General features: G+C 67.4%; 30 protein-coding genes and 2 pseudogenes. 16 read left to right on the top strand and 16 right to left on the bottom strand.

Annotated elements, in window-relative coordinates; translation table 11 throughout:
- Nucleotides 1–23: 23 nt before the first annotated feature.
- The 3 genes and pseudogenes from QTI17_RS19715 to QTI17_RS35065 form a co-directional block, all read right to left on the bottom strand.
- Nucleotides 24–992 (bottom strand): DMT family transporter, encoded by a 969-nt coding sequence (locus QTI17_RS19715; RefSeq protein ID WP_286535089.1) that lies wholly within the window; start codon nucleotides 990–992, stop codon nucleotides 24–26.
- Nucleotide 993: 1 nt separating this feature from the next.
- Nucleotides 994–1,743 (bottom strand): NAD(P)-dependent oxidoreductase, encoded by a 750-nt coding sequence (locus QTI17_RS19720; protein WP_286535090.1) that lies wholly within the window; start codon nucleotides 1,741–1,743, stop codon nucleotides 994–996.
- 19 nt (nucleotides 1,744–1,762) lie between these two features.
- Nucleotides 1,763–1,867 (bottom strand): annotated as a pseudogene (locus QTI17_RS35065) (NAD(P)-binding domain-containing protein); the annotation flags it as partial.
- Between the two features lie 116 nt (nucleotides 1,868–1,983).
- On the opposite strand from QTI17_RS35065, the gene QTI17_RS19725 reads away from it, so the two are divergent.
- The gene (locus QTI17_RS19725) at nucleotides 1,984–2,883 is read left to right on the top strand and encodes a LysR family transcriptional regulator (RefSeq protein WP_286535091.1); all 900 of its coding nucleotides are present in this window, start codon (nucleotides 1,984–1,986) and stop codon (nucleotides 2,881–2,883) included.
- 58 nt (nucleotides 2,884–2,941) lie between these two features.
- Here QTI17_RS19725 and QTI17_RS19730 read toward each other — a convergent pair.
- The 7 genes and pseudogenes from QTI17_RS19730 to QTI17_RS19760 all read right to left on the bottom strand — a co-directional run.
- Nucleotides 2,942–4,260: pseudogene (locus tag QTI17_RS19730) on the bottom strand (DEAD/DEAH box helicase); the annotation flags it as partial.
- 110 nt (nucleotides 4,261–4,370) lie between these two features.
- A complete protein-coding gene (locus QTI17_RS19735) occupies nucleotides 4,371–4,610 on the bottom strand; it encodes a hypothetical protein (RefSeq protein ID WP_286535349.1) in 240 nt (79 codons plus the stop codon).
- Nucleotides 4,611–5,080: 470 nt separating this feature from the next.
- On the bottom strand, nucleotides 5,081–6,124 hold the full coding sequence (locus QTI17_RS19740) for a serine hydrolase domain-containing protein (protein ID WP_286535092.1): 1,044 nt from the start codon (nucleotides 6,122–6,124) through the stop codon (nucleotides 5,081–5,083).
- Nucleotides 6,125–6,221: 97 nt separating this feature from the next.
- The gene (locus QTI17_RS19745) at nucleotides 6,222–6,512 is read right to left on the bottom strand and encodes a type II toxin-antitoxin system TacA family antitoxin (protein ID WP_286535093.1); all 291 of its coding nucleotides are present in this window, start codon (nucleotides 6,510–6,512) and stop codon (nucleotides 6,222–6,224) included.
- Between the two features lie 105 nt (nucleotides 6,513–6,617).
- The gene (locus tag QTI17_RS19750; RefSeq protein WP_503011080.1) at nucleotides 6,618–8,888 is read right to left on the bottom strand and encodes a xanthine dehydrogenase family protein molybdopterin-binding subunit; all 2,271 of its coding nucleotides are present in this window, start codon (nucleotides 8,886–8,888) and stop codon (nucleotides 6,618–6,620) included.
- 17 nt (nucleotides 8,889–8,905) lie between these two features.
- Entirely contained in the window at nucleotides 8,906–9,379 is a 474-nt protein-coding gene (locus tag QTI17_RS19755; protein ID WP_286535094.1) for a (2Fe-2S)-binding protein, read from the bottom strand.
- 76 nt (nucleotides 9,380–9,455) lie between these two features.
- Nucleotides 9,456–10,028, bottom strand: coding sequence for a TetR/AcrR family transcriptional regulator (locus tag QTI17_RS19760; protein ID WP_286535095.1), 573 nt, complete (start codon nucleotides 10,026–10,028; stop codon nucleotides 9,456–9,458).
- A 131-nt stretch (nucleotides 10,029–10,159) separates the two neighbouring features.
- On the opposite strand from QTI17_RS19760, the gene QTI17_RS19765 reads away from it, so the two are divergent.
- Nucleotides 10,160–10,564: an SRPBCC family protein gene (locus tag QTI17_RS19765; protein ID WP_286535096.1), complete on the top strand. Its 405-nt coding sequence runs from the start codon at nucleotides 10,160–10,162 to the stop codon at nucleotides 10,562–10,564.
- Nucleotides 10,561–11,130: a GNAT family N-acetyltransferase gene (locus QTI17_RS19770; protein WP_286535097.1), complete on the top strand. Its 570-nt coding sequence runs from the start codon at nucleotides 10,561–10,563 to the stop codon at nucleotides 11,128–11,130. The genes QTI17_RS19765 and QTI17_RS19770 overlap by 4 nt, the downstream gene beginning before the upstream one ends.
- Before the next feature lie 28 nt (nucleotides 11,131–11,158).
- Here QTI17_RS19770 and QTI17_RS19775 read toward each other — a convergent pair whose 3' ends face one another.
- The 3 genes from QTI17_RS19775 to QTI17_RS19785 form a co-directional block, all read right to left on the bottom strand.
- A complete protein-coding gene (locus QTI17_RS19775) occupies nucleotides 11,159–11,605 on the bottom strand; it encodes an SRPBCC family protein (protein WP_286535098.1) in 447 nt (148 codons plus the stop codon).
- Between the two features lie 110 nt (nucleotides 11,606–11,715).
- On the bottom strand, nucleotides 11,716–12,033 hold the full coding sequence (locus QTI17_RS19780; protein ID WP_286535099.1) for a type II toxin-antitoxin system RelE family toxin: 318 nt from the start codon (nucleotides 12,031–12,033) through the stop codon (nucleotides 11,716–11,718).
- 34 nt (nucleotides 12,034–12,067) lie between these two features.
- On the bottom strand, nucleotides 12,068–12,319 hold the full coding sequence (locus QTI17_RS19785; protein ID WP_286535100.1) for a type II toxin-antitoxin system Phd/YefM family antitoxin: 252 nt from the start codon (nucleotides 12,317–12,319) through the stop codon (nucleotides 12,068–12,070).
- Nucleotides 12,320–12,512: 193 nt separating this feature from the next.
- Here QTI17_RS19785 and QTI17_RS19790 point away from each other — a divergent pair, with 193 nt between their 5' ends.
- Together QTI17_RS19790 and QTI17_RS19795 are read left to right on the top strand one after the other, a co-directional pair.
- Nucleotides 12,513–13,277 (top strand): SDR family oxidoreductase, encoded by a 765-nt coding sequence (locus QTI17_RS19790; RefSeq protein ID WP_286521755.1) that lies wholly within the window; start codon nucleotides 12,513–12,515, stop codon nucleotides 13,275–13,277.
- Between the two features lie 81 nt (nucleotides 13,278–13,358).
- A complete protein-coding gene (locus tag QTI17_RS19795) occupies nucleotides 13,359–14,264 on the top strand; it encodes a LysR family transcriptional regulator (protein ID WP_286535101.1) in 906 nt (301 codons plus the stop codon).
- An 18-nt stretch (nucleotides 14,265–14,282) separates the two neighbouring features.
- Here the strand turns inward: QTI17_RS19795 and radA are convergent, their stop codons facing one another.
- A complete protein-coding gene (radA, locus tag QTI17_RS19800; protein WP_286535102.1) occupies nucleotides 14,283–15,674 on the bottom strand; it encodes a DNA repair protein RadA in 1,392 nt (463 codons plus the stop codon).
- 73 nt (nucleotides 15,675–15,747) lie between these two features.
- On the opposite strand from radA, the gene QTI17_RS19805 reads away from it, so the two are divergent.
- Complete coding sequence (locus QTI17_RS19805) at nucleotides 15,748–16,143, top strand: MAPEG family protein (protein WP_286535103.1); 396 nt, start codon at nucleotides 15,748–15,750, stop codon at nucleotides 16,141–16,143.
- A 22-nt stretch (nucleotides 16,144–16,165) separates the two neighbouring features.
- Here the strand turns inward: QTI17_RS19805 and QTI17_RS19810 are convergent, their stop codons facing one another.
- A complete protein-coding gene (locus tag QTI17_RS19810; protein ID WP_286535104.1) occupies nucleotides 16,166–17,404 on the bottom strand; it encodes an MFS transporter in 1,239 nt (412 codons plus the stop codon).
- A gap of 184 nt (nucleotides 17,405–17,588) precedes the next feature.
- Between QTI17_RS19810 and QTI17_RS19815 the strand changes: the two genes are divergently transcribed.
- A complete protein-coding gene (locus QTI17_RS19815; protein ID WP_286535105.1) occupies nucleotides 17,589–18,401 on the top strand; it encodes a class I SAM-dependent methyltransferase in 813 nt (270 codons plus the stop codon).
- A 7-nt stretch (nucleotides 18,402–18,408) separates the two neighbouring features.
- Here the strand turns inward: QTI17_RS19815 and QTI17_RS19820 are convergent, their stop codons facing one another.
- Nucleotides 18,409–18,657: a hypothetical protein gene (locus QTI17_RS19820; RefSeq protein WP_286535106.1), complete on the bottom strand. Its 249-nt coding sequence runs from the start codon at nucleotides 18,655–18,657 to the stop codon at nucleotides 18,409–18,411.
- 200 nt (nucleotides 18,658–18,857) lie between these two features.
- Between QTI17_RS19820 and hpaR the strand changes: the two genes are divergently transcribed.
- The 9 genes from hpaR to QTI17_RS19865 all read left to right on the top strand — a co-directional run bounded on the left by hpaR (nucleotide 18,858) and on the right by QTI17_RS19865 (nucleotide 26,189).
- Entirely contained in the window at nucleotides 18,858–19,292 is a 435-nt protein-coding gene (gene hpaR / locus QTI17_RS19825) for a homoprotocatechuate degradation operon regulator HpaR (protein WP_286535352.1), read from the top strand.
- Nucleotides 19,293–19,371: 79 nt separating this feature from the next.
- Nucleotides 19,372–19,995, top strand: coding sequence for a fumarylacetoacetate hydrolase family protein (locus tag QTI17_RS19830; protein ID WP_286535107.1), 624 nt, complete (start codon nucleotides 19,372–19,374; stop codon nucleotides 19,993–19,995).
- Complete coding sequence (locus tag QTI17_RS19835) at nucleotides 19,992–20,744, top strand: fumarylacetoacetate hydrolase family protein (RefSeq protein WP_286535108.1); 753 nt, start codon at nucleotides 19,992–19,994, stop codon at nucleotides 20,742–20,744. Before QTI17_RS19830 ends, QTI17_RS19835 begins: the two co-directional genes overlap by 4 nt.
- A 26-nt stretch (nucleotides 20,745–20,770) precedes the next feature.
- A complete protein-coding gene (locus tag QTI17_RS19840) occupies nucleotides 20,771–21,745 on the top strand; it encodes a Bug family tripartite tricarboxylate transporter substrate binding protein (protein WP_503011082.1) in 975 nt (324 codons plus the stop codon).
- Between the two features lie 17 nt (nucleotides 21,746–21,762).
- Nucleotides 21,763–23,220, top strand: coding sequence for a 5-carboxymethyl-2-hydroxymuconate semialdehyde dehydrogenase (gene hpaE, locus QTI17_RS19845; RefSeq protein WP_286535110.1), 1,458 nt, complete (start codon nucleotides 21,763–21,765; stop codon nucleotides 23,218–23,220).
- Between the two features lie 2 nt (nucleotides 23,221–23,222).
- A complete protein-coding gene (hpaD, locus tag QTI17_RS19850; RefSeq protein WP_286535111.1) occupies nucleotides 23,223–24,146 on the top strand; it encodes a 3,4-dihydroxyphenylacetate 2,3-dioxygenase in 924 nt (307 codons plus the stop codon).
- 7 nt (nucleotides 24,147–24,153) lie between these two features.
- A complete protein-coding gene (locus QTI17_RS19855; protein ID WP_286535112.1) occupies nucleotides 24,154–24,561 on the top strand; it encodes a 5-carboxymethyl-2-hydroxymuconate Delta-isomerase in 408 nt (135 codons plus the stop codon).
- A 3-nt stretch (nucleotides 24,562–24,564) separates the two neighbouring features.
- On the top strand, nucleotides 24,565–25,368 hold the full coding sequence (gene hpaH / locus QTI17_RS19860) for a 2-oxo-hept-4-ene-1,7-dioate hydratase (RefSeq protein ID WP_286521739.1): 804 nt from the start codon (nucleotides 24,565–24,567) through the stop codon (nucleotides 25,366–25,368).
- Between the two features lie 11 nt (nucleotides 25,369–25,379).
- Nucleotides 25,380–26,189: an aldolase/citrate lyase family protein gene (locus QTI17_RS19865; RefSeq protein ID WP_286535113.1), complete on the top strand. Its 810-nt coding sequence runs from the start codon at nucleotides 25,380–25,382 to the stop codon at nucleotides 26,187–26,189.
- Nucleotides 26,190–26,195 lie beyond the last annotated feature (6 nt).

Here is a 26,195-nt window from a genome sequence, read left to right on the forward strand (position 1 = left end):
GGCCTTGACCACCCTCGTCCGAATCATCCGGTCTTGTTCGTGCGTGCCGGATTTCGATCAGTAACGCTGGGCCTCCGTCGTCCTCCCATCACCACAAGCGCGACGCCACCCATCACCAGTGCAATGCCAACCAGGGTTGCCGCCGCTGGTACCTCCTTCAAGAAGAGCATGCCGATCAAGACGGCGAAGCCCGGTGCGAGAGCGCCGAAGATCGCAGCCCTGGGCGCACCCAGCCGGCGCACGGCCTCCGTGTAGAAGTACATCCCCAGGATGGCCACCGCGATCCCCTGCGCGACCACCTGGAACGCCACGGCCGCAGGTGGTGCCGAGAAGAGGTTGGGCTTCAGCCAGATGAAATAGACGGGCGCGAACAAGACGGCGGAACACACGTTCACCAAAGCGGTCGCATGCCAAGGGCTGACGCCGGAACGCCGCTGGGCGGTCGTGAAGCTGGCAAAGCACAGGCCGGCCAGCAGAAACAACAAGTCACCCCGCCACTCGCCCGCCGCCCGGTTCGCGAACAATGCATAGCCGCCGATGCAGAACACGCCCGCCACGACCACCACCATGCCTGCCAACTGCGGCTTTGCGAACCGCTCTCCGAAGAAGAGACCGGACAGCACCGCGACCCAGATCGGCATGGTGCCAATCATGAGCGTGGCGACATGCGACGCAGGCGCAAACTGCATGCCCACCGACCCGAGCATCATGAAAGGAACGCCCGCACCGAGCACCATCACGAGCAATCGCACGACGCCGATTCTTTCGATCCCGAAGCCGTTTCGAACCAGGATCGGCCACAGCAAGAGCGCCGAAACACCGAAGCGCAGAAAGGTCACGTCGTGCGGCCCCAAAGTGGTGGTGACGGCAAAGCGCGTGGCGACCGACCAACTCGACCAGATCAGCGCGACAGCGAGGCCGCAGAGCACCCCAAGGATGATGGCCCGTCGACCGCCGGAGCCGGCCTGCGAATGATTTATTACCGCGGCCACCTCATCTTCCCTTGCGCAAGATCTTGATGATTCCGATGGCGTCGTCTTGCGCCAGCCCGGCCGCCATCGCCTCGGCGAACAACGAGCGATTGACCGTGGCGATCGGCAGCCACACGCCACGTTGAGCCGCCTCCTCGCAAACCAGACCGATGTCCTTGGCCACGTGGCGAATGGGCGCCTGCTGCGTGAAGTCGTCCGCCACCAGCTTGGCGACCTTGGAACGCAACACGTCGTTGGCAAGCGGCCCCGCCTGGGCCATCTCCAGGAACAGCGGCACGTCGAGGCCAATGCCTGCGGCGAAGTGCGTTGCCTCGGAGATCGCCTCGAAGCATGCGATCAGCAAGAGTTGGTTGGCGAGCTTCATCCGCATGGCGGTCGGAACCGGTCCGCAGCGCACCGTCTTCTTGCCGACGGCATCGAAGATCGACTGGACGTCGTCGATGTGGCTCTCTTCTGAAGACGAAGCCAGGATGACCAGTTGCGCCGTCTCCGCTGGCTGCCTGGAACCCGAAACCGGAGCCTCGACGTAGCGCGCGCCGACGGCTTCGAGGCTCTTGGCAAGCTCGACTGAATAGGCCGGCGCAACAGTGGCCATCAACACGATGGTCTTGCCCCGCGCCGGCGCCCGGATCGCGCCTTGCGGCGTACGCTCCAACGCCTGGTCGACTTCCAGGTGACTGGGCACCATGAGGATGACGGCCTCGGAAACCTCGATGGCTTCGCGAGCGGACTCTGCAACCTGGATGCCCAAATGGCCTCAGGGGATCGCATCGGCTGGGTGTTCGGTTGTAGACCGTGACGCCATGCCCTGCCTTGTGGAGATTTCTAGCCATGGGTTCACCCATGACACCGATGCCGACTATTCCAACTTTCATGTGAGAGCTTTCCTTTGCCGCTTTAACGGACCGATTTAGGCTGTACTCACTTTAGGCAAAACCCCACTTTCTAGAAAACGAGTTATTGAGAACGAAAAGTTCGGAACGGGCGATGTATGGAGCTATCTGATCTTCAAGTGTTCAGGGCAGTGATCAAGGCCGGCGGCATAGCGCGCGCGGGGGAAGTGCTGCATCGTGCTCAGTCGAGCGTGTCAGCGCGCATTCAGGTGCTGGAAGAGAAGTTGGGCGTGGAGCTGTTCACGCGGGAGGGTCGCAAGATGCATCTCTCGCCGTCCGGCCGAATCCTCGCGACCTACGTGGACCGCTTGCTGGATCTGGCCAGCGAGGCCGCGAGTGCTGTTCGGATGGATCGACCCATCGGAGTGATGCGGCTTGGCGCCATGGAGAGCACGGCGGCGGTACGTCTGCCGGAGCCGCTTGGTCGATTTCACGAGCGCTACCCGGAGGTCGCGCTGGAGCTCTACTCAGGGAACCCGCAGCAGCTGATCGACCAGGTTGTCGATGGCAGTCTCGATGCGGCACTCATCGCGGAGCCGGTGACGGACCGCAGGCTGGCGTCGATGGTCATCTATGACGAACTGGTCATCGTGGCCGAGTCGAAGCACGCCACGATCTCGGGACCGAAGGACCTGTCTTCGACAACGATACTTGCCTTCCATCCCGGCTGCCCACATCGCAAACGACTCGAAGACTGGTTTGCGCGCGCGCACGTGACGCCGGAGCGCATCGTCGAAGTCGCCTCGTACAACCTCATCCTCGGCTGCGTCGCGGTCGGCATGGGGATCGCGCTGTTGCCTCGCAGCGTGCTCCAGGTCTATGCGGAGCGCGACCGGCTGAGCGTTCACAAGCTTCGCTCGACATTCGGGCATGCGAAGACCTGCCTGATCTGGCGCAAGGAGGCGCCTAAGGCGAATGTGCTTGCGCTGTCCTCGGTGTTGCTCGAACAGAGCAGAACTCAGCCTGCGACCAGCGAAGCGAAATCGAAACCAGGATGAACTTGGGCCGATCGGCCGCGGATGCTCTCAAGGGCGTCGAAACGCCGCCGATGGCCGCTCACACGGGCACCGCATTCGCCACGATCAACCGCGAGGTCGCCCGCGTCGCCCCCACATAGAACAAGCGCATCTCCTCCAGCGGATCGCCCTCCTCCGCGGTATTGCGATCACCACCCGCCACGGCCTGCCGCGCGCCCATCACCGCCACCACCGGAAACTCCAGCCCCTTGCTCGCATGCAGGGTCATCACCTTGATGGTGTCGGCCAGTGGGTCGAAGTCGCGCGCGCCCTTGCGCACCTTGTGCGGCAGGCGGCGGCGGTTCAGTGCCTTGGCGCATTCGTCCATCAGCGCCCAGCTGCGGCACAGCACCGCCATGTCGCCCCAGGCATGGCCTTCGTTGTGGGCGCTGGCCATCAACTCGGCGATGCGTTCGGCCTGCTCGCGTGGAGTCGGCAGGTCGATGACGATCGGCTCGGCGCCGTCGCGGCCGCAGCTCACGGGGTGCGGCAGCGGGATGCCGTCTTCGTCCTTCTCCTGCACGCGCAGCAGATCGGTTGCCATCGCGCTGACGGCCTGCGGGATCTGGCGGGTGTTGCGGTAGTTGATCTTCAGGATAGTGGTGCGGCTCTGCGCCTGCACGCCCACGTTCTTGAAGCTGAAAGGCTTACCGCCGCGCCGCTTGTCATAGATGCTCTGGGCATCGTCGTACAGCAGCAGGCTGTTGGTGTGCGGGTCGACCATCTGCGTGACCAGCTCGAGCCATTCGGGCGCGAAGTCGTGGCCCTCGTCGACCAGCACCGCAAGGTACTGGCCCGATGGGATCATGCGGCGGTCGACGCCGTCGATGACGTTCTTCACCATCTGTTCCATGAACGGACCCACGGGCAAGCCATTGGGCGGCAGCGGCTGGCCGAAGGCCACCAGCTGGTCACGGCACCGCTTGCGGAAGTGCCGCACACTGCACGCGGCCGGCCAGTTGCTTTGCCTGCATCACGGCCTGCAGCTTGACCGCCAAGCGGCTGGTTGTAGCAAAGCACGAGCACCGGCTTGTCCGCGTCGGCGCCGGCAGCCGCCTTGGCCAGGTACTCCGCTCGGTAGCCCAGGATCATGGTCTTGCCGGAGCCGGCCACGCCGTGGATCGCGCGATGGCCGACGCCGAGGCTGCGCGCCAGCTGCTCCTGCTGCAGGTCCATCACGCGCAGGAAGTCGGGGATCGGTCACGCACACGCCGCATCGAACTGCTTGCGCGTGATGCGCGTGAAGACCACGCCGTAGCTCCACGGGAAGTTGAGCAGGGCTCGCCACTTGCCCTCGTGAACGATCGGCTGTGCGTCGCGCTTGAGGGCATCGACCACCTGCAGCGTCTGGTGGCGGGCGAAGAGCTGGGCATCATGGCGTTGTCGAGTTCAGGCCGCACGCGACGTCACGATCAATCAAGCGGGAACTGTGCAATTTGTCCGAGCCCGGGCGTGCGGCCGAAGCGCCATCATGGGAAGGTCAAGTCCAAACCGAGCATCCTGCCAAGCCCGAAGGTCAGGAGCCAGAGGCCCAGGAGCGACAGCGCGAAGACTGCGGCCACCTTGCCACCCGCGCGTAGCACCGCGCCGCGCTTCTCCTTCCCCTTCTCCTGCTTTCCTCGTTCGTAGTGCCACTTGATGGCGAAGAACATGCACGTGCCGAACACGAGAACCTTGAACGTAACGAAGACTATAGGTACCCAATCCATTGTTTCGAGTATTCCTAGGTTATTGCTTGCCATCATCCATCGCGAGCAGCACTACTTCAAAACGCTGCCGCGGCTGCTTGTGGCCACCCGACGCGATAGCCGCTTTGGGTGTGACCGATAGTCTTGCGATAAACGTCTGACGTGCATAGGTTCAGAATCCGTGAATTTCGCCGTATCAGACGACCTGTGCCCGCACGCGATATGCGCTCTACGAAAATGCGCGAGTGCCGATTCGTTCGGGTCTGAAGACGGTGGCGCCGTTGGCGCCGCCTTCTTGGCGACTCGCTGCGGCCGTTGCGGCCGTTGCGGGCTCGACGGACTTTAAGACTTTTGTGAATTGCGCAATACCCGATCGCGCCGTTCAATGCAACTTAGGCAGTATGCGGCGCCGTTGCGACGGGCGCACGCTATCGAGCGCCGACGCGATCTAATTCATCGCCCGAAATTCTCGGCGCCCGCCTTTCGCTCGTTCAACTGGCAGGCATCGCCCGAACCAGAAGCCGCCAAAGCTGCTCATCGAAGTCCCGATCCACCGCCGCCTGCCCCGTGCGCACGACGACGAGCTTGCGGCTCGGCACGACGAACAGCCTGCGGTCCAGCGCGCCCATCGCAGCCACCATGTCCGCAGGAGCGGCCGCGACCAACGGACCGGGCCGACGCCGCGCATTGGCGCCCACACCCACGGTCGCAGCGCCACCGTTGAGCCACCAGAGCCGTCCATAGGATGGATTCGTCTTCGTCCGCACGAAGAGCGCATCGAGCTGCGCCTTGGAAATCACGCGCACGCCCGCGTCCGTCACTCCGCCGTTCAAAACGACCTGCCCCATGCGGGCGATGTCCCCCGGCGTCGTGACCAGGCCAGTCGGATTGCCGACATCCGCCATCAGCGCCGGCCGCTTGCGCCAGGTCGTGTCATTCATGCCGGCGGGGCGCGCGAGCCAGGCTTGCGTGATCTCGGCCAGCGGCTGATTCGCCGCCGCTTCCAGCACCGGTTTCATCACCGCATAGCCCGGCGTGTTGTAGAAGAACTTCGTGTCAGGCGCCGCGTCGAAGCTCAAGTCTTCCTTCAAGCCCGAATTCATCTCCATCAGGTTGCGCACGGTGATCGCGGCCTCCTGCTGCGGCGTCGCCTTCGACCAGCCAGCGCCGATGTACGACGACACGGGCCGCGACACGTCCAGCAGGCCCTTGTCGACCGCGATGCCGGCGAGGATCGCGACGAAGCTCTTCTGCTGCGAAGCGACGTCTTCCAGCGTTGCGCCGTCCGCCGCCGTGCCGTGCACGAAGGCGGCGCGGAATCCCCTGGCATCCGCGGCCGGCGGCCAGAGTTTCTCGGCGATGAGCTTGTCGTCCTGGATGATGACCAGGCCGGTCGATTTCTGGCGGGCGACATAGTCGATCAGCGCGTCCAGCGCCGCGGTGTTCCAGCCCGCGGCGACCGGGTCGACGCGGGCCGGCTCGGCGCGTGGCGCGCCGGCCGGCATCGCGATGGCGCACAGCGTGGCCAGCGCCACTGCGCAGAAAGTTGCCAGGGATCTGCGCACAGGCCCGCTCACCGCGTGAGCGCATGGACCAATGGCCTCTGCTGCCTGGATCGCGCGCAGGCCTGCGTCATGCCGGGTCCCAAGGGGTCTTCGTTCGCATCGTCTTGCGCAGCCGCTCATTCGACTGGAGCGGCATGTCCAACCGCGCCAGGAACGCGGCATAGGCTTGCGGACTGGCGGCGACGAGAACCTGGTCGAGCAAGGTTTCCTCCGCGGCTGCACGGGCGGCGTCCAGCATGAAGTCGGTGCGGTTCTTGCCGCGTGCCCTGGCTGCCCGATCGATCAGGTCACGCTCCTCGGGCTTGATGCGGATGTTGAGAGTTTCTCGCTTGCTGGGCGCGGTGGGCGACGTGGGCATGTGCTTGCCTCCTGCAGTTCTGAGCAGCATTGTGATCACATTGGCTTCATCGCCACGCAAGCCTTGCGCTCCCGACAGCGCAAGGCTCACCCGTCTACAACCCCCTCAAGCCAGCTTGAAAGGCAACTCCCGCACCGGCTTGCCAGTGATCGCCGCCACCGCATTCGCAAACGCCGGCGCCAGCGGCGGCAAGCCCGGCTCGCCCATCCCCGTAGGCGCATCCGCACTCGGCACCGTGAACACCGCAATCTGCGGCATGTCCGTCATCCTCGGCACCACGAAGTCACCGAAGTTGCTCTGCTGCACCACGCCGTCCTTCAAGGTGATCGCGGCGCCCGGCAGGCACATCGACAGCGCCATCACCGCGCCGCCCTGCACCTGCGCCTCGACGCTCTTCGGGTTGACCACCAGGTTGCAGTGCACGCCCGCCGTCACGTTGTGCAGCGTGGGCGTGCCGTCCTTCACCGAGGCTTCGACCACATAGGCCACCACCGAGTCGAAAGACTCGTGCACCGCCACGCCCCAGGCCCGGCCGGCTTCGAGCTTCTTCTTGCCGTAGCCGGACTTGTCGACCGCCAGCTGCAGCGCCGCCTTGTGGCGCGGGTGCTTGTCGCCGATGAGCTTCATGCGGTAGGCGACCGGGTCCTGCCTGGTGGTGCGCGCGATCTCGTCGAGCAGCGTCTCCATGACGAAGGCCGTGTGGGTCGAGCCCACGCTGCGCCACCACAGCACCGGCACGTTGAGCTTGGGGTGATGCACCGTGAGCCGCATCGGCAGCGCATAAGGCTCCTTCATGCCTTCGACCGCGGTGGCGTCGATGCCGTCCTTGACCATCATCGGCTCGAACATGCTGCCCATCAGCAGCGACTGGCCGACGATGACGTGGTCCCAGCCCGTGACGTTGCCCTGCGCGTCGAAGCCGATCTTGGCGGTGTGCAGGTGCATCGGGCGGTAGTAGCCGCCCTTGATGTCGTCCTCGCGTCTCCACAAGGTGCGGATCGGCGCCTTGATGCCCGCCGCCTGCGCGGCCTTGACCACGCCGCAGGCCTCGACCACGAAGTCGCTGGTCAAGAGGCCGCGACGGCCGAAGCCGCCGCCCGCCATCTGCACGTTGACCTTGACGTTCTCGGGCGGCACGCCCAGCACCTTGGCCGCCGCCATGCCGTCGATGCCCGGCATCTGCGTGCCGGTCCACACGACCGCCTTGCCGCCGACCAGGTGGACGGTGCAGTTGAGCGGCTCCATCGGCGCATGCGCCAAGTACGGGAAGACGAACTCGGCATCGATCTTGTGCGGCGCGCCGGCGATCTTCGAGACGTCGGCGTCGTACTTGCGCGCGCCGGGCTTGGTGGCGAGCTCGCGGTACTGCACCAGCTGCTTCTCGCTGTCGACCTTCTCGACGGCGCTCGCGTCCCATTCGATCTTGAGCGCGTCGCGGCCCTGCTTGGCGGGCCAGTAGCCATCGGCAACCACGGCCACGCCTTCGGCACCGCGATCGAGCGGCACGCGCAGCACGGCCTTGACGCCCTTGATCGCCTTCGCGGCGCTGTCGTCGACCGACTTGATCCTGGAGCCGAACACCGGCGGATGCGCCACCACGGCAGTCAGCATGCCGGGCAGTTTCATGTCGATGCCGTAGTCCTGGTGGCCGCTGGACTTGGCCTTGGCATCGAGCCGGCCGGTGGGCTTGCCGATGAGGCGGAAGTCCTTCGGGTCCTTGAGCTTGACCGTCTCGGGCACCGGCTGCTTCATCGCGGCTTCGGCCAGTTCGCCGTAGCCGAGCTTCTTGCCCAAGGGGCTGATGACGAAGCCGTCGCGCGTCTGCAGCGAGGAGGGGGCGAGCTTCCACTGGGCCGCCGCCGCGCCGACCAGCATGGCGCGCATGCGGGCGCCGAGTTCGCGGTACTGGGTGTACGAGTTCTTGATCGAGCCCGAGCCGCCCGTGATGTGCATGCCGAAGGCGGGGTCGACGTAGGCCGGGTCGTTGCTGCCGTGCACGCTCTTGACCTTCGACCAGTCGGCGTCGAGCTCTTCGGCCAGGATCATCGGCAGGCCGGTCTGCACGCCCTGGCCGAAGTCGAGCCGGTTGATGGTGATGGTGGTGGTGCCGTCGCGGTCGATGTGCACGAAGGCAGCCGGCTGTTGCAGCGGCTTCAGGCCTGCGGCCTTGGCGGGTGCCGCTGCGGCTGCGTTCTTGCCGTCTTCCTGCGCCAGCACGGCCGCCGGGAAGACGCCGAGCGCGAAGCCGCCCGCCGCCGTGAGCTTGAGGAAGCTGCGGCGCGGGAGGCCCTGGGGTTCGGCTTGTTCATCGTCGCGCGTGGTCATCAGCGCGCGAAGGTTGGCGGGCAACTCGAAGGTGGTCGGGTCGAAGTTCATGGTGATCCCCTTGTCCTTCAAGCCAATGCCTTGGCGGCGTCGGCCACCGCGGCGCGGATGCGGGCGTAAGTGCCGCAGCGGCAGATGTTGCCGGCCATCGCCGAATCGATGTCGGCATCGCTGGGCAGCTTGCCGGGCGCGATCGTCTTGAGGAAGGCCGTGGCCGACATGATCTGCCCGCTCTGACAGTAGCCGCACTGCGCCACGTCATGCTTGACCCAGGCGGCGCTCACGGCCTTGCCGACCTTGTCGCTGCCGTCGGTGACGGCCTCGATGGTGGTGATCTTCTGGCCCGCCGCGGCCGAGATCGGCGTGATGCACGAGCGGATCGCCTGGCCGTTGAGGTGCACCGTGCAGGCCCCGCACAGCGCCGCGCCGCAGCCGAACTTGGTGCCGGTCATGCCGAGCGTGTCACGCAAGGCCCAGAGGATGGGGGTGGAGGGGTCGGCGTCGACCTGCCGGTCCTTGCCGTTGATGCTGAGGGTGGTCATGGTGGGTTCTCTTCTTTTGGGTGAACAAAAATTCGGCTAAACAATAGACCTGTGGCTTCGGCGGGTCAAGGGGTTTTCAGGCTTTGATGCCGTCCCAGCAGAGGCCGAAGGCCATGGCCAGGTTGGCGTCGGTGCGCTGGAGGGCGCCCGAGCGAAGCAGGTTGGCGGTCTCGCGCACCGAGCCGCCGAAGCTGTTGATGAGCAGCACGGTGGGCACATCCTTCAGGATCTGCTGCGACTTGGCGGTCTCGATCAGGTCGATCCAGCCCTTGATGAGCCGGGCCGAGAGGTTGCGGCTCTCTTCGCTGAACCAGGGGGAGTTGTAGTACTGCTCGATGAAGACGACCTGCGCATAGTGCGTGAGTCGGTGGTCGAGCCAGTTCATCCACATGTGCTGGAAGCGGCTGCGAAACGGCGCCTTGGGGTCGTCGCCGTGCATGAGGCTGGCCGTGGTCGAGGTCTTGGCCTGCTCGTAGAGCGCGACCATCAGCTCTTCCTTCGACTTGAAGTAGACGTACAGCGTGCCCGTGGCCAGGCCCGCCTCGCGCGCGATGGCCGCCATGGTGAGGCCGCTCAGGCCGGTCTGCTCAACCAGCGTGAAGGTGGCCTCGGCGATGGCGCGGAGCTTTTCGTCGTCCTTGGGTTTCACGGGGGCGATCTTAGTACTTTCTGGCGCTTTGGCGAACGATTATTCGCTCAACGGGCAACAATGGGCGGTGAATCGCATCGCCAGTCAGGGCCACAATCGACGCCGAATTCGTCGAAAGGAACAGCATGGCGATGTCGAACGAAGCAGTGGTCGTCACCCAGGCCGTCGACGTCCCGGCCGACGTGGTCTACGCCATCGCCCGCCAGATGGACAAGCTGCCGCTGTGGGCATCCGGCCTGGCCAAGGGCATCACGCAGCGCGATGGCGAATGGTTCGCAGACTCGCCGATGGGCGAGGTCAAGGTGGCGATGGCGCCCGCCAATGCCTTCGGCGTGCTCGACCACGACGCCACGCTGCCGAACGGCGTCAGCGTCCACAACGCGTTCCGGGTCACGCCCTGCGGCGACGGCATCCTGCTGAGTTTCGTGGTCATTCGGCCGGCGGACGCCAGCCTGCAGAGCTTCGAGGCGGACGTCGCCCATGTGCGCCGGGACCTGGCGGCGTTGAAGCAGCTGGTCGAGCGGCAGCACCCATGACCCCGATCCGGATCACCACCCAGCGGCTGCAGCTTCGCGAGTGGAAGGAATCCGATCGCGCGCCGTACGCCGAGATGAACGCGGATCCGATGGTCATGCGCTTCTTCGCTGGCCTGATGACCCGCGAGGCCAGCGATCGCGAGCTGGACGGCTGGCAGGCCGGCTTCGACGCCCGGGGCTGGGGCAACTGGGCGGTGGAGACGCGCGAGTCCCCGGGTTTCATCGGCTTCATCGGCCTGTCGATACCGCGCCGGGCCCTGCCCTTCATGCCGTGCGTGGAACTCGGCTACCGCCTGGCCCGGGCGCATTGGGGCAAGGGCTACGCCACCGAGGGTGCCAAGGCGGCGCTGCACGTGGCCTTCGAGCAGCTTCGGCTCGAAGAGATCGTGTCGTTCACGCCGCTGGTCAACCTGCCTTCGCGCGCGGTGATGGCGCGCGTCGGCATGACCACCAACCCCGACGAGGATTTCGACCACCCCAATCCAGCCTTGCCGGAGGGCGAGTTGAAGCGGATGTGCCTTTACCGGCTCGGCCGCGAGACCTGGCTGCGCAACCAGCGGCCTTGAGGACTGCCGGATGCCGGATGCCGGCGCTTCAATTCGGAATGTTCGGCTCGACCAGTTGGGCCAGCGACACGAGCGACTCCTGCCAGCCCAGGTAGCACATCTCGACAGGAATCATCTCGGGGATGCCTTCCTGCACGATCGCCACGTCGGTGCCGCAGGACACGGCGGTGAGGGTCACGGTGGTCTTCATGGTGCCCGGCAGGTTGGGGTCATCGAAGCTCGCGTCGTAGGCGATGCGCTGGCCGGGCACGAGTTCGAGGTACTTGCCGCCGAAGGAGTGGCTGTGGCCGCTACTAAATGTGGTGAAGGACATGCGCCAGGCCCCTCCGACCACGGGCTCCATGCTGTGGACTTCGCCGGTGAAGCCGAAGGGCGGCAGCCAGCGCTCGAATGCCTTCGGTTCGACGAAGGCGCGGTAGACCCGCTCGGGCGGGGTGCGCAGCACGCGGTGCAGACGGACGGTGTTGGTAGCCATGGTTGCGTTCTCCTGGATGTGAAGAGGATGACCCTCGATGGGTACGTCGAACGAGCCTGCGGAAAATCGACATGGCGCAGGACCCGGGGAAACCCGAAACGGCAGGCTGGCTACCTCTCGAGCTTGTCGCGCAGGGCCTTCGACAGCGCAGACGCCGCGACAGAAAGGCGCGCGACCGCGGACTGATAGACCACGCCGTCCTCTCGCTTGTCGACGGCCACGACGGTCACCGGCAAGTGGTCGTCCTCGACCGAATAGACCAAGCGCACGCCTTGCTGCCGGAGCTTGATCTTGTAGCAGCCGGCGAGCGGCCCGTGCAGCTCTCCGCCAGGAACATGGGGATTGTCGAGTCGCTTGGCGAGCAGCTTCTTGAGGTTTGCCTGAACGGAGCCATCGAGCTTGCGCCACTCGTCCAAGGCCTCCGGCATGATGCGAAGCTTGTATTTGTGCTTTGACTTCCCCTCAGAGGTCGTCAATGTCGACCTCGACGGCGCGCGACTTCTCGGCCAGACGGCTGATCGCCTTGCGGTACAGATCCTGGTCGGCGAGCTCCTCCATCATGGCCTCGAAAAGACGGGGTTCGACCATGTAGAACGCCGCGCGATTGTGGTTGAGCACTGCCACGGGGCGGTTGTTCGCCTCCCTGAGAACCGCAGCCGGATTCTTCTTGAACTCGGACATGCTCACGGCGACATCGGCAAGGATCATTTCCATAAATAGCTCCGTGTTTGGAGCTATTTATAGCGCCGCAAAAGCCCTTGGTCAAGACAGCGGGCTCGGGACGCGACGCCCCATCGTTCGGTTTTCCCGAAAGCCAGCATCGCCATTCGACCGCTACCCCAAACGCCCCGTCAACCCCACACTTCGTACATCTCTTCAATCCACCTCGCCATTCAAAGGATCCACCATGAACCGCCTCGAAGGAAAAGTCGCCCTCATCACCGGCGCCAGCGCCGGCATCGGCCATGCCACCGCCAAGCTGTTCGCGGCCGAAGGCGCCAGGCTGGTCGTCGGCGCACGCCGCGCGGCCGAGCTCGACCAGCTGGTGGCCGAGATCCGCGCCGCCGGCGGGCAGGCGGTCGCGCTCGCTGGCGACGTGCGCTCGGAAGACTACGCACGCGCCCTGGTCGCGCTGGCCGTTTCGACCTACGGCCGCCTCGACGTCGCCTTCAACAACGCCGGCACCCTGGGCGAAGGCGGTCCCAGCACCGGCGTCAGCGAAGCCGGCTGGACCGATACCCTGGCGATCAACCTGACCGGTGCCTTCCTGGGCGCCAAGCACCAGGTCGCGCAGATGCTGGAGAACGGCGGCGGCTCGGTGATCTTCACCTCGACCTTCGTCGGCCACAGCTTCGCCTTCCCCGGCGTGGCCGCCTATGCGGCGAGCAAGGCGGGCCTGATCGGCCTCACCCAGGCGCTGGCCGCCGAGTACGGCCCGCAAGGCGTGAGGGTCAATGCGATCCTGCCGGGCGCGGTCGACACCGACATGTACCGCACGATGAACGACACCAAGGAGTCGCAGTCCTTCATCACCAACCTGCACGCGCTCAAGCGCGTCGCGCGGCCCGAGGAGCTGGCGCGCTCGGTGCTGTACCTGGCCTCGGACGACTCTTCCTTCGTCACCGGCACCGCATCGCTGGTCGACGGCGGTGCCTCCATCACCCGCACCTGAGGCAGCGAATGCGGCTCCTTGGCGCCCGGCCAGCAGGAAAGACTAAAGTGCTTGCCGTGCGTGACAACAAGGACCCTGGGCATGGTGAAGCTGGATGGCATGGCCACCTTCGTGGCGGTCGCGGAGTCTGGCTCCATCAGCGAAGCATCGCGGCGGCTGAACTTCTCCAAGTCGGTCGTCAGCGAGCGCCTGGCCGACCTTGAGAAAGAGCTCGGAGTCCGGCTGCTGCATCGCTCGACCCGCAAGCTCACGCTCACCGAAGACGGCGCCACTTTCCTGGCGCGGGCCTCGGCCATCATGCGCGAGATCGAGGAGGCCACCGCCGAGTTGGCGCAGCGGCGCGGCACGCTGGTCGGGCCCCTGCGGATCTCCGCGCCGGTCACCTTCGGGCGCATGCACCTGGGTCCGGCGCTCTATCCCTTCATCGCTGCCCATCCGGGCGTCGAGCTGACGCTCGAACTGGACGACCGGAGAGTCGATGCCGCATCGGACGGCTACGACGGCGTGGTCCGCAACGGGCCCCTGGCCGATTCGCGCCTGGTGGCCTGGACGCTGGCCCGCAGCCGCCGCGCGCTGGTCGCCTCGCCGGACTACCTGGCGCAGCACGGCCGGCCATCGAGCGCCGAGGACCTGCAGCGCCATCGCGGCGTCTTCTATACGAACCGCGGCGTGGCCGACTGGCAGTTCCGCCGCGATGGCGAGCTGGTGTCGGTGCGCGCCACGCGCGCCCTGCGCGTGAACAACGGCGACATGATGCGCGACGCCTGCGAGGCCGGCCTGGGCATCGCGCTGCTGCCCACCTTCATCGTCGGCGAGTCGCTGCGTGCCGGCAGGCTGGCGGCCATCGACATCGGGCTGCCTTCGGAAGAAGAGTTCCTGTACGTGGCGCATCCGGAAGGGCGGTCGCCTTCGGCCAAGCTGCGGGCGATGACGGATGCGCTCAAGGCAGCCTTCGGGGATCCGCCGTATTGGGATTCGGACGGCTGACGGCCGCCAGGGCGGCGCCTACTGCATCTGCCGCACGATATCCAGCGCCTCCTCGATCCGCTCCACCGCATGGATCGTCAGGCCCTCGATCTCCTTCGTGCCCTTGCGCGGCGCATTGGCCTTGGGCACCACCGCCACGCTGAAACCCAGCTTGGCCGCCTCGCGCAGGCGCTCCTGGCCGCGCGGCGCCGGCCGCACCTCGCCGGCCAGGCCCACTTCGCCGAAGGCGATGAAGCCCTTGGGCAGCGGCTTGCCGCGCAGGCTGGACGTGATCGCGAGCATCACGGCGAGGTCGGCCGCCGGCTCGCTGATGCGCACCCCGCCGACCGCGTTGACGAACACGTCCTGGTCCATGCAGGCCACGCCCGCATGGCGGTGCAGCACCGCCAGCAGCATCGCCAGGCGGTCGCGGTCCAGGCCGACCGACAGCCGCCGCGGGCTCGGGCCGCCGTTGTCGACCAGCGCCTGGATCTCGACCAGCATCGGCCGCGTGCCCTCCAGCGTGACCAGCACGACGCTGCCGGGCACCGGCTCGGCGTGCTGGCTCAGGAAGATCGCGCTCGGGTTGGCCACGCCCTTCAGGCCGCGCTCGGTCATCGCGAAGACGCCGATCTCGTTGACCGCGCCGAAGCGGTTCTTGATGGCGCGCACCAGCCGGAAGCTCGAATGCGTGTCGCCTTCGAAGTACAGCACCGTGTCGACCATGTGCTCGAGCACGCGCGGGCCGGCCAGCGCGCCCTCCTTCGTGACGTGGCCCACCAGCACGATGGCGGTGCCGCTGGCCTTGGCGAAGCGCGTGAGGTGCGCGGCGCATTCGCGCACCTGCGCCACCGAGCCCGGGGCCGAGGTGAGCTGGTCGGAGTAGACGGTCTGGATCGAGTCGATCACCGCGATCGCCGGGCGGTGCACGTCCAGCGTGGCGATGATCTTCTCCAGCTGGATCTCGGCCAGAACCTGCACCTGCGAATGGTCGAGGCCGAGCCGGCGCGAGCGCAGCGCCACCTGCGCGCCGCTCTCCTCGCCCGTGACGTAGAGCGCGTTGCGCCCGGCGCGCTGCAGCGCGTCGACCGCCTGCAGCAGCAGGGTCGACTTGCCGATGCCGGGGTCGCCGCCGATCAGGGTCACGCCGCCGTCGACGATGCCGCCGCCCAGCACGCGGTCGAGTTCATCGATGCCGGTGGGCGTGCGGGCGATGTCGGTGGCCTCGATCTCCGAGAGCGTCGCCAGTTCGGCCGAGCCGGCCAGCGAGGAGAACTGGGTGCCGAAGCGGTTGTTGGCCGGCGCGCCCGGGGCGGGGCCGACCTGTTCGATCAATGTGTTCCAGGCGCCGCAGCTCGGGCATTTGCCGAGCCACTTGGGGCTGGTGCCGCCGCATTCGCTGCAGACGAAGAGGGTTTTTTCCTTGGCCATGGGGGGTGAGTGTAGGGATGCATGCGGGCCGCTCCGGGCAGACAATGCGGGCGGACTTGCAAGGAGCCCCGAGATGACCCCCACCCTGATGCTCGTGATCTACATGGCCATCCTGACCTGGCTCGCCCTGCTCGTGGCCAGCCTCATCCGGGTCAAGGGCTGGACCCCTTCGGGCACCCTGCTCGCGCTGGGCAACCGCGAGAACCTGCCCGCGGCCACGCCGATCGCTGGGCGTGCCGAGCGCGCGGCCCGCAACACGCTCGAGAACTTCGTGCTGTTCGCCGCCATCGCGCTGGTGGCGCATGCGGCGGGCGCGACCAGTCCGAAGGTGGCGACGGGCGCGCAGATCTTTTTCTGGGCGCGGGTGCTGTACCTGCCGGTCTACTGCGCCGGCATCACCTATCTGCGCACGGCGATCTGGGTGGTCGGCGTCGTGGGGCTGGCGATGATGGTCCTGGGCATGCTTTGACCTGCAGCCGCCCGGCAGCGGCTCAGCCCTGCCTTCGCCGCCCGCCGCGGTCCCCGTGGCGCGGAATCCAGTAGCCCAGCGTCGCCGCCGCGGCCAGGGCCATCAGCCCGACCACCGCGATCCCCGAAGCCAGCGACAGGCTGGCGGCCAGGAAGGACAGGAGCGCCGGGCCGCAGGACGAGCCGATGTCGGACATCAGCCGCCACACGCCCAGGAAGTGCGCGCGCCCGTGGCGCGGCGAGTGGTCGGCGCCGACGGTCATGATGATGCCCGAGCCGATGCCGTTGCCGAAGCCGATGGCCAGCGCCGCGCACAGCAGCGTCAAGGTACCGGTGGTCAGGGGCATCAGCAGCATCGCCAGCCCCATGATCAGCATCGACGGCACCGCGACCCAGACCCGGCCCTTCAGGTCCATCACCTTGCCGGCCGGGTAGAACACCAGCATGTCGATGCCGCCGGCCAGCCCGTAGATCAGCGAGGCCACCGAGGGCGCCAGCGCCAGGTGGTCGGCCCACAACGGGATCACGGCCTGGCGCGATGCGCGCACGGCGCTGATCAGCACCACGCCGATGCCCAGGGTCAGGAAGACGTGCTTGTGATCGCGCAGCGTCGAGGCGATGGTCGGCGCGGCCGCCGGCGCATGCCCGGGCGGCAGCGGCGGCGCCTCGAGATCGGGAATGCGCGCACCGACGATCGCCGCCCCCATGGCGCCGACAATGCCGACGACATAGGCCGCCTGCAGGCCGAAGCCATGCACCGCGGCCGCCGCCAGGAAGGGGCCGATGAACATGCCGATGCGCATCACGCCACCCAAGGTCGATAGCGCGCGCGCACGGTAGGCGATGGGCACGGCCTCGGTCATGTAGCTCTGGCGCGCCAGGTTGTAGATCGCCTGCGACATGCCGACCATGAAGCAGCCGGCCCCGAACAGGACCAGGTGCGAGGTGCCGACGCACAGCGCCATGCCGAGCGCGCTCCAGACGCCAGCCGCGACGATGGCCCAGCGCTCGCCCCAGCGCATCGTGATGAACGAGGCCGGGATGTTGTTGAGCAGCGAGCCGATGCCGATCAGCGCGACCATCAGCGCCGCCATCGGGACGGAGGCGCCCAGGTCGCGCGCCGTGAGCGGCACGATCGGCAGGATGGCGCCCTCGCCGATGCCGAACAGCAGCGACGGCCCGAAGGCCGGGACGGCGATGCGGCGCAGGGAGAACGAGGACGACGACGGCGAGGCAGGCGAAACGGCGGACGGGGATGGCATGCGCGGAGGGGTTCGGGTGGGTGGCCCCGGCCCGCGCGGGCGGACAAAGGCGCGGCCATTGTCTCGCCGATGGCGGAAGTCTGCAGGGCCGGAGGCACTGCCGTGCCGGCCACGTTGACGTCGCGGTCCACGGCACCCTAGCATCGGCCAGCAACGCCCACGGCGGTGCGAAAGGGGACCGCCGATGACCTCCGCCTCATCCACCTTCGTCGCCAATGACGCCGATGCCTACGAAAAGCTCATGGGCCGCTGGAGCCGCCAGCTGGCACTGCCCTTCCTGGATTTCGTCGGCAGCGCCGATGGCGAGCGCGTGCTCGACGTCGGCTGCGGCACCGGGCACCTGGCCTTCGCGGTGACGCGCCGCACCGGGGCCGGCGAGGTGCGGGGCATCGACCTCGCCGAGCCCTACATCGCCCATGCCCGGCGCCACAACCAGGACCCGCGCATCGTCTTCGAGGTGGGCGACGCCTGCGCGCTGCCCTACCCGGACCGGCACTTCGACCGCGTGCTGTCGCTGCTGGTGCTGCACTTCGTCCCGGACACGGGCAAGGCGATCGCCGAGATGCGGCGGGTCGCCAAGCCGGGGGCGGTGGTCGGCGCGGCGGTATGGGACGCGCGCGGCGGCTTCGTCTCGAACCGCATGTTCTTCGACACCGCGGCCGCGCTGGACCCCTCAGGAAGGGAGCGCCGCGCCAGCAGCTACACGCGGCCGATGACGCGGCCCGGCGAACTGGCCAAGGCATGGCGCGAGGCCGGGCTGAAATCGGTCGCCGAGACATCGCTCGCGATTCGCATGGAGTTCTCGTCCTTCGCGGATTACTGGACGCCCTTCGAAGGTCGTGACGGCCCGGTCGCCGAGTACTTGTCGACGCTGGACCCGGAGCAACGCGCCCGGCTGAGAGAGGCGGTCGGGTCGGCCTACCTCGACGGCGAGGCCGACGGCCCGCGCTCCTATGCGGCGCTGGCGTGGGCGGTCAAGGGACAGGCGCCAGCCTGAGGGCCGGTCAGCCCGCGTTCTTCAGCGATTGCTTGGCCTTGTCGGCCGAGGCCTTCGAGCGGTTCTTGTGATAGCCCGACTTGACGTTGTTGACCGTCTTGCCGACCGGGCCGCTCTTCTCGGCCTCGCTGTCCGCGCGCTTCTCGTCGATCTTGTGCTTGGCCGCGTCGGTGGCCTCCGAGGCAGCCTTGCCAACTTGGGCGCCAGCGGTCAGGACGGTGAGGGAGGCGGCGAGTGCGAACAGCATCTTCTTCATTGGATCTTCCGGGGTTGTGTGGTGAAGACCGATGGTTCCATGCGGCCGGCGCAGGGGCGCGTCAGCCGTTGCCGCGAACGGCTTCGCCTCGGGGGCTACGGCGCGTGTCAGGTTTTAGCGCGTGAGCCAAGGGTTTTCCCGAAGCCTCCACCGCTTGACCCAACTATTTAATATATTAAATAATCCACTCCAACATGGACATGCGCAGCACCGCCTTCTCCCACCGCAACCTGCCGCGCCTGCTGCTGCAGGCGCGCGAGGCGGTCATGGGCCATACGCGGCCGAGCCTGCGCGAGCACGCGCTGTCCGACCAGCAGTGGCGCGTGCTGCGGGTGCTGGGCGAGCATGGCGCGGTCGAGACCGGCCGGGTGGCGCGCGAGGCCTTCATCCTCGGGCCGAGCCTGACCGGCGTGCTGGCGCGCATGGAGCGCGACGGCCTCATCGCGCGCAGCCGCGACCCAGAAGACCAGCGCCGCACCGTGGTCGAGGCCACGGCCCGCGGCCACCAGCTGGTGACGCAGCTCTCGACCAGCATCGAGGCGCACTACGCGTGGATGGAAGAAGCGATGGGCAAGGAGAAGCTGGCCCAGCTCTACCAACTCCTCGACGAATTGATCGCATTGGAACAACCATGACCCCCACGTTCGGCACTTCGTGTCCTCTCTGCCCCCCGAGGGGGCGCGTTTCGCCTTGGGGCGGCCCGGCGGCGAAACCATGAGCTACCTACCAACAGGCACCGTCTACGGCGTGCTGCTGAACTTCCGCGCGGAAGTCGAGGCACTCGCGCCGCAGATGAACCAGCCGCCCTACAAGGCCCCACCGAAGGCCCCCGTGCTCTACGTCAAGACCGCCAACACCTGGAGCCCGCACGGCAGCACGATCACCGTGCCGGCGCAGGTCGATGCGGTCGAGGTCGGCGCCACGGTCGCGATGGTGATCGGCGTCGACAACGACGTCGAGGGCTTCGTGCTGATGAACGACCTGTCGATCCCGCATGCGAGCTTCTTCCGCCCGCCGGTCAAGTTCAAGTGCGTCGACGGCTTCCTCGGCATCGGCGCGGCGATGCGCGATGCGCAGGAGGTGGCCGACCCGGCGCAGTTCCGGCTCGAGGTGCGCATCAACGGCGAGCTGAAGCAGTCGATCGACTTCTCGCAGACGGTGCGCAGCGCCGAGCAGCTGCTGGCCGATGTCGGCGAGTTCATGACACTCTCGCATGGCGAGGTGCTGATGCTCGGCTGCGACGCCGGCCGCCCGCTGGCACGCCCCGGGGACCGCATCGAGATCAGCGCGCCCGGCTTCGAGACCTTGGTCAACACCCTCGTGAAGGAGCAGGCATGAAGCACGCGCGCATCCTGTTCGAGAACGCGGTGCATGACGCCGTGGAAGACGGCGGCCGCCTGCGGCTGGCCGATGGCCGCCATGTCGAGGCCGATGCGGTCTCGTGGCTGCCGCCGCTCAAGCCCGTGCCGCGCCCGCGCACCATCCTCGCGCTGGGCCTCAACTACGCCGACCACGCCAAGGAGCTGGAGTTCAAGGCGCCCGAGGAGCCGCTGGTCTTCGTCAAGGGCGAGAGCACGCTCACCGGCCACCGCCAGCTGACCTACCGGCCGTCGGAGGTGCAGTTCATGCACTACGAATGCGAGCTGGTGATCGTGGTCGGCAAGACCGCGAAGAAGGTGAAGCGCGACGACGCCTACGACTTCATCGGCGGCTACACGGTGGCGAACGACTACGCGATCCGCGACTACCTCGAGAACTGGTACCGCCCCAACCTGCGCGTCAAGAACCGCGACACCTGCACGCCGATCGGCCCCTGGCTGGTCGACGCCAAAGACGTGGCCGACCCGATGGCGCTGGCGCTCAGCACCACGGTCAACGGCAAGCTCACGCAGTCGGGCAACACGAAGGACATGATCTTCGACGCGCCCTTCCTGATCGAGTACTTCAGCGCCTTCATGACCCTGCAGCCCGGCGACCTGATCCTGACCGGCACGCCCGACGGCGTGGTCGATTGCCGCCCGGGCGACGTCATCGTGACCGAGATCGCGCAGATCGGCGCGCTGGTCAACACCATCGCCGCGGCCTGAGCGGCGCAGCAAACGGAGACAAGATGATGAAGATGATCAAGCTCGCGACCGCGATGGTCGCACTGGCCGCATCGGTGGTGGCGCTCGACGCGCCGGCGCAAGGCTATCCGGCCAAACCGGTGCGCTGGGTGGTCGGCTATCCGGCCGGCGGCGGCACCGACTTCCTGGCGCGCACCGCCGGCGCCCAGCTGTCGCAGCAGATCGGCCAGCCGGTGCTGGTCGACAACCGCCCCGGCGCCGCCGCCATCATCGCCTCCGAGAACGTGGCGCGCTCGCCCGGCGACGGCTACACCGTGTTCTCGGCCGACAACGGCGTGCTGGTCTACAACCCGGTGCTCTACAAGAAGCTGCCCTACGACAGCGAGAAGGACTTCGTCGCGCTCGGCATGATGGGGCGCTCGCCGCTCATCATCACGGCCGCGCCGGGCGCGGGCTTCGCCGACGCCAAGGCGCTGATCGCCGCGCTCAAGAAGGCGCCCGGCAAGTACAGCATCGCGACCCCTGGCGCCGGCAGCCCGCACCATCTCGCGCTCGAGCTGTTCCAGCGCGAGGCGGGCGTCTCGCTGCTGCACGTGCCCTACAAGGGCGGCGCCCCGGCGCTGCAGGATCTCATGGGCGGCCAGGTGCCGTTGATGATGCTCGACCTGCCGAGCGGCATCAGCGCCGTCAAGGCCGGCAAGGTGGTGCCGCTGCTCGCGATGTCGGGCGAGCGGGTGCCGCAGCTGCCGCAGGTGCCGACCGCGAAGGAACTCGGCTTCGCCGAGGTCGAGGCCTACACCTGGCAAGGCCTGGTGGCACCGGCCGCGACACCGAAGGACATCCAGCTGAAGCTCGGCACCGACCTGCTGAAGGCCATGAACGACCCCGCCGTGCGCCAGAAGCTGTTCGACGCCGGCTGGGAAGCCCGCCCCACCGACGCCGCCGACATGAACCGCTACGTGCAATCGGAGCGCAAGAAGTGGCAGGCGCTGATCGCTTCGCGCGAGATCCGAATCGACTGACCCTGAAAGACATCCCCATGCAGATCGACCACCTCATCAACGGCAAGCCGGTCGCCGGCCGCGACTATTTCCAGACCGTCAACCCGGCTACGCAAGAAGTGCTGGCCGAGGTCGCCTCGGGCGGCGAGGCCGAAGTGAACGCGGCCGTGGCCGCCGCCAAGGAGGCCTTCCCGAAGTGGGCCGGCCTGCCCGCTCCCGAGCGCGCCAAGCTGATCCGCAAGCTCGGCGACCTGATCGCCAGGAACGTGCCCGAGATCGCGCAGACCGAGACCAACGACTGCGGCCAGGTCATCGCCCAGACCGGCAAGCAGCTGGTGCCGCGCGCGGCCGACAACTTCTATTACTTCGCCGAGATGTGCACGCGGGTCGACGGCCACACCTACCCGACGCCCACGCACCTGAACTACACGCTGTTCCATCCGGTCGGCGTGTGCGCGCTGATCTCGCCCTGGAACGTGCCCTTCATGACCGCCACCTGGAAGGTCGCGCCCTGCCTGGCCTTCGGCAACACCGCGGTGCTGAAGATGAGCGAGCTGTCGCCGCTGACTGCTGCGCGCCTGGGCGAGCTGGCGCTCGAGGCCGGCATCCCGGCCGGCGTGCTGAATCTGGTGCACGGCTACGGCAAGGAAGCCGGCGAGCCGCTGGTGGCGCACCCCGACGTGCGCGCGATCTCGTTCACCGGATCGACCGCCACCGGCAATCGCATCGTAAAGAGCGCGGGCCTGAAGAAGTTCAGCATGGAGCTGGGCGGCAAGAGCCCGTTCGTGGTCTTCGACGACGCCGACCTCGACCGCGCGCTCGATGCCGCCATCTTCATGATCTTCAGCAACAACGGCGAGCGCTGCACCGCGGGCTCGCGCATCCTGTTGCAGCAGTCGATCTATGCCGACTTCGCGGCGAAGTTCGCCGAGCGGGCGAAGCGCATCACGGTCGGCGATCCGCTCGACGAGAAGACCATCGTCGGGCCGATGATCTCGCAGGCCCACCTGGCCAAGGTGCGCAGCTACATCGAGCTGGGCCCGAAGGAAGGCGCGACCCTGCTGTGCGGCGGCCTCGGCGCGCCGGAGCTTCCCGATCGCGTGAAGAAGGGCAACTACGTGCTGCCCACCGTGTTCGCCGATGTCGACAACCGCATGAAGATCGCCCAGGACGAGATCTTCGGGCCGGTCGCCTGCCTGATCCCGTTCAAGGACGAGGCCGATGCGATCCGGCTGGCCAACGACATCGCCTACGGCCTGTCGAGCTATGTGTGGACCGAGAACATCGGCCGCGCGCACCGGGTCGCCGCCGCGGTCGAGGCCGGCATGTGCTTCGTCAACAGCCAGAACGTGCGCGACCTGCGCCAGCCCTTCGGCGGCACCAAGGCCTCGGGCACCGGGCGCGAGGGCGGCACCTGGAGCTACGAAGTGTTCTGCGAGCCGAAGAACATCGCGGTCTCGCTCGGATCGCACCACATCCCCCATTGGGGCGTCTGACCATGGGCAAGCTCGCACTCGCCGCCAAGATCACGCACGTGCCCTCGCTGTACCTCAGCGAGCTCGACGGCCCGCGCAAGGGCAGCCGGCAGGCCGCCATCGACGGCTTGAAGGAGATCGGACAGCGCTGCCGCGAACTGGGCGTGGACACCATCGTGGTGTTCGACACCCACTGGCTGGTCAACGCCAGCTACCACCTGAACTGCGCGCCGCATTTCAAGGGCGTCTACACCAGCAACGAGCTGCCGCACTTCATCAGCAACATGCCCTACGAGGTGCCGGGCAACCCGACGCTCGGCAAGCTGCTGGCGCAGGCCTGCAACCAATGGGGCGTGGAGACGCTGGCGCACGACGCCACCACGCTCGGGCCTGAATACGGCACGCTGGTCCCGATGCGCTACATGAACGAGGACCTGCACTTCAAGGCGATCTGCGTCTCGGCGCTGTGCACCAGCCACTACCTGAACGACAGCGCCCGCCTGGGCTGGGCCATGCGGCGCGCGGTGGAGGACCACTACGACGGCACGGTCGCCTTCTTCGCCAGCGGATCGATGTCGCACCGCTTCGCGCAGAACGGGCTGGCGCCGCAGTTCGCCGACCGCATCTGGAGCCCGCTGCTCGAGCGCATGGACCACGACGTGGTGCGGATGTGGGAGAACGGCGAATGGAATGACTTCTGCAGCATGCTGCCCGAGTACGCCGTCAAGGGCCATGGCGAGGGCTTCATGCACGACACGGCGATGGTGCTCGGCGCGCTGGGCTGGTCGGCCTACGACGGCCGCGCGGAGGTCGTGACGCCCTACTTCGGCTCCTCGGGCACCGGCCAGATCAACGTGGTGCTGCCGGTCACGCCGCAGGACGGCCGCGCCATTCCGAAGGCCCAGGCGTCCAGCGCCGAGGGCTTCCAGGCCGTCTCTCGCCTCTGAGGCCCCCATGCCGCACCTGGTCATTCTCTACACCCCCAACATCGAGCGCGAGACCGACATGTCGGCGCTCTGCCGCGCGCTCGCCGACTGCATGCTCGAACAGGGCGACGACGAGGGCCGGCAGGTCTATCCGACCGGCGGCACGCGCGTGCTGGCCTACCCGGCCGCGCACTACGCGGTCGCCGACGGCCGCGCCGACTACGCCTTCGTCTACCTCAACCTGCGGATGGGCGCGGGCCGAAGCGCCGCTGTACACAAGCGCGTCGGCGACGCCCTTCTGGGCGCGACGAAGGCGCACTTCGCGCCGGTCTTCGACCAACGCCACATCGGCATCACGCTGCAGATCGACGAGAGCCCCGGCCAGGTCTACGACGGCAAGCACAGCAACCTGCATCCCCTCTTCAACAAGTCCTGAACCATGCTCGCACCCGAACTCATCCGGCAACTGGCCGCCGAACTCCACGAGAGCGAGAAGACGCGCGTGCAGGTCGAGCATTTCTCGAAGCGCCATCCGGAGATGACGATCGAGGACGGCTACGCGATCTCGCGCGAATGGGTCAAGGCCAAGATCGCCGAGGGCCGCACCGTCAAGGGCCACAAGATCGGCCTGACCTCGCGCGCCATGCAGCTGTCGAGCCAGATCGACGAGCCCGACTACGGCACGCTGCTCGACGACATGTTCTTCGAGCAGGGCGGCGACATCCCGTTCTCGCGCTTCATCGCGCCGCGGGTCGAGGTCGAGCTGGCCTTCAAGCTCGGCAAGCGGCTCAAGGGACCGAACGTAACGATCTTCGACGTGCTGGACGCCACCGACTACGTGGTGCCGGCGATCGAGATCATCGATGCGCGCATCGAGCAGTTCGACCGCCACACCAAGCAGATGCGCAAGGTGTTCGACACCATCGCCGACAACGCGGCCAACGCCGGCATCGTGACCGGCGGGCGGCCGGTGAAGCCGGACGCGGTCGACCTGCGCTGGGTCAGCGCGCTGCTCTACAAGAACGGCGTCATCGAAGAGTCCGGGGTCGCGGCCGCGGTGCTGAACCATCCCGCCACCGGCGTCGCCTGGCTCGCCAACAAGCTGGCGCCCTGGGACGAATGCCTGGAGGCCGGCGAGATCGTGCTCGGCGGCTCGTTCACGCGGCCGACCACCGCGCTGCCGGGCGATACATTCCATGCGGACTACGGCCCCCTGGGCGCGATCTCCTTCCGCTTCGTCTGAAAGACCCACACATGACCACACCCATCAACCCCTTCAAGCAAGCCCTGGCCGACAAGCGCGCCCAGATCGGCCTCTGGCTCGGCCTGGCCGACGCCTACAGCGCCGAGATCTGCGCCGGCGCCGGCTTCGACTGGCTGCTGATCGACGGCGAGCATTCGCCCAACGGGCTGGCCAGCATCCTGCAGCAGGCGCAAGCCATCGCCGGCTATCCGGGCGTCAACGCGATCGCCCGCGTGCCGCTGGGTCATGGCGACGCGGGCGCGGCGCTGATCAAGCAGTACCTCGACCTCGGCCTGCAGACCCTGCTGGTGCCGATGGTCGACACGCCCGAACAGGCGCGCGCGATCGTGCGCGCGATGCGCTACCCGCCCGAGGGCATCCGCGGCATGGGCGGCGCGCGCGCCTCGCGCTGGGGCCGCTATCCCGCCTATGCCAAGGAAGCCAACGACCGTGTCTGCCTGCTGGTGCAGGCCGAGTCGCGCGAGGCGCTGGCCAACCTGGAAGCCATCGCGGCGATCGACGGCGTCGACGGCGTCTTCATCGGACCGGCCGACCTGTCGGCCTCGATGGGCCACGTGGGCGACTCCGACCACCCCGAGGTGCAGGCCGCGATCGAGGACGCGATCGCCCGCATCCAGCGCGCCGGCAAGGCCGCGGGCATCCTCACGCCCAACGAGACGCTGGCGCGCAAGTACCTGGCGCTGGGCGCGACCTTCGTCGCCGTCGGGCTGGACACCAACCTGCTGGTGCGCAGCACCAGCGCGCTGGCGGCGAGCTTCAAGAACACGGCCAGGCCGGCGGCCGGCGGCGGCACCTACTGATCCCCG

Origin of the sequence: Variovorax sp. J31P179, assembly GCF_030316985.1 — a bacterium.
Classification (GTDB): domain Bacteria; phylum Pseudomonadota; class Gammaproteobacteria; order Burkholderiales; family Burkholderiaceae_C; genus Variovorax; species Variovorax ginsengisoli_B.

Coding starts and splice junctions, on each gene's coding strand:
- QTI17_RS19725 (WP_286535091.1), top strand. CDS start 1,984: ATGGAGCTATCTGATCTTCAAGTGTTCAGGGCAGTGATCAAGGCCGGC.
- QTI17_RS19735 (WP_286535349.1), bottom strand. CDS start 4,610: ATGGATTGGGTACCTATAGTCTTCGTTACGTTCAAGGTTCTCGTGTTC.
- QTI17_RS19745 (WP_286535093.1), bottom strand. CDS start 6,512: ATGCCCACGTCGCCCACCGCGCCCAGCAAGCGAGAAACTCTCAACATC.
- QTI17_RS19750 (WP_503011080.1), bottom strand. CDS start 8,888: ATGAACTTCGACCCGACCACCTTCGAGTTGCCCGCCAACCTTCGCGCG.
- QTI17_RS19755 (WP_286535094.1), bottom strand. CDS start 9,379: ATGACCACCCTCAGCATCAACGGCAAGGACCGGCAGGTCGACGCCGAC.
- QTI17_RS19765 (WP_286535096.1), top strand. CDS start 10,160: ATGTCGAACGAAGCAGTGGTCGTCACCCAGGCCGTCGACGTCCCGGCC.
- QTI17_RS19770 (WP_286535097.1), top strand. CDS start 10,561: ATGACCCCGATCCGGATCACCACCCAGCGGCTGCAGCTTCGCGAGTGG.
- QTI17_RS19775 (WP_286535098.1), bottom strand. CDS start 11,605: ATGGCTACCAACACCGTCCGTCTGCACCGCGTGCTGCGCACCCCGCCC.
- QTI17_RS19780 (WP_286535099.1), bottom strand. CDS start 12,033: ATGCCGGAGGCCTTGGACGAGTGGCGCAAGCTCGATGGCTCCGTTCAG.
- QTI17_RS19785 (WP_286535100.1), bottom strand. CDS start 12,319: ATGGAAATGATCCTTGCCGATGTCGCCGTGAGCATGTCCGAGTTCAAG.
- QTI17_RS19790 (WP_286521755.1), top strand. CDS start 12,513: ATGAACCGCCTCGAAGGAAAAGTCGCCCTCATCACCGGCGCCAGCGCC.
- QTI17_RS19795 (WP_286535101.1), top strand. CDS start 13,359: ATGGTGAAGCTGGATGGCATGGCCACCTTCGTGGCGGTCGCGGAGTCT.
- radA (WP_286535102.1), bottom strand. CDS start 15,674: ATGGCCAAGGAAAAAACCCTCTTCGTCTGCAGCGAATGCGGCGGCACC.
- QTI17_RS19805 (WP_286535103.1), top strand. CDS start 15,748: ATGACCCCCACCCTGATGCTCGTGATCTACATGGCCATCCTGACCTGG.
- QTI17_RS19810 (WP_286535104.1), bottom strand. CDS start 17,404: ATGCCATCCCCGTCCGCCGTTTCGCCTGCCTCGCCGTCGTCGTCCTCG.
- QTI17_RS19815 (WP_286535105.1), top strand. CDS start 17,589: ATGACCTCCGCCTCATCCACCTTCGTCGCCAATGACGCCGATGCCTAC.
- QTI17_RS19820 (WP_286535106.1), bottom strand. CDS start 18,657: ATGAAGAAGATGCTGTTCGCACTCGCCGCCTCCCTCACCGTCCTGACC.
- hpaR (WP_286535352.1), top strand. CDS start 18,858: ATGCGCAGCACCGCCTTCTCCCACCGCAACCTGCCGCGCCTGCTGCTG.
- QTI17_RS19830 (WP_286535107.1), top strand. CDS start 19,372: ATGAGCTACCTACCAACAGGCACCGTCTACGGCGTGCTGCTGAACTTC.
- QTI17_RS19835 (WP_286535108.1), top strand. CDS start 19,992: ATGAAGCACGCGCGCATCCTGTTCGAGAACGCGGTGCATGACGCCGTG.
- QTI17_RS19840 (WP_503011082.1), top strand. CDS start 20,771: ATGAAGATGATCAAGCTCGCGACCGCGATGGTCGCACTGGCCGCATCG.
- hpaE (WP_286535110.1), top strand. CDS start 21,763: ATGCAGATCGACCACCTCATCAACGGCAAGCCGGTCGCCGGCCGCGAC.
- hpaD (WP_286535111.1), top strand. CDS start 23,223: ATGGGCAAGCTCGCACTCGCCGCCAAGATCACGCACGTGCCCTCGCTG.
- QTI17_RS19855 (WP_286535112.1), top strand. CDS start 24,154: ATGCCGCACCTGGTCATTCTCTACACCCCCAACATCGAGCGCGAGACC.
- hpaH (WP_286521739.1), top strand. CDS start 24,565: ATGCTCGCACCCGAACTCATCCGGCAACTGGCCGCCGAACTCCACGAG.
- QTI17_RS19865 (WP_286535113.1), top strand. CDS start 25,380: ATGACCACACCCATCAACCCCTTCAAGCAAGCCCTGGCCGACAAGCGC.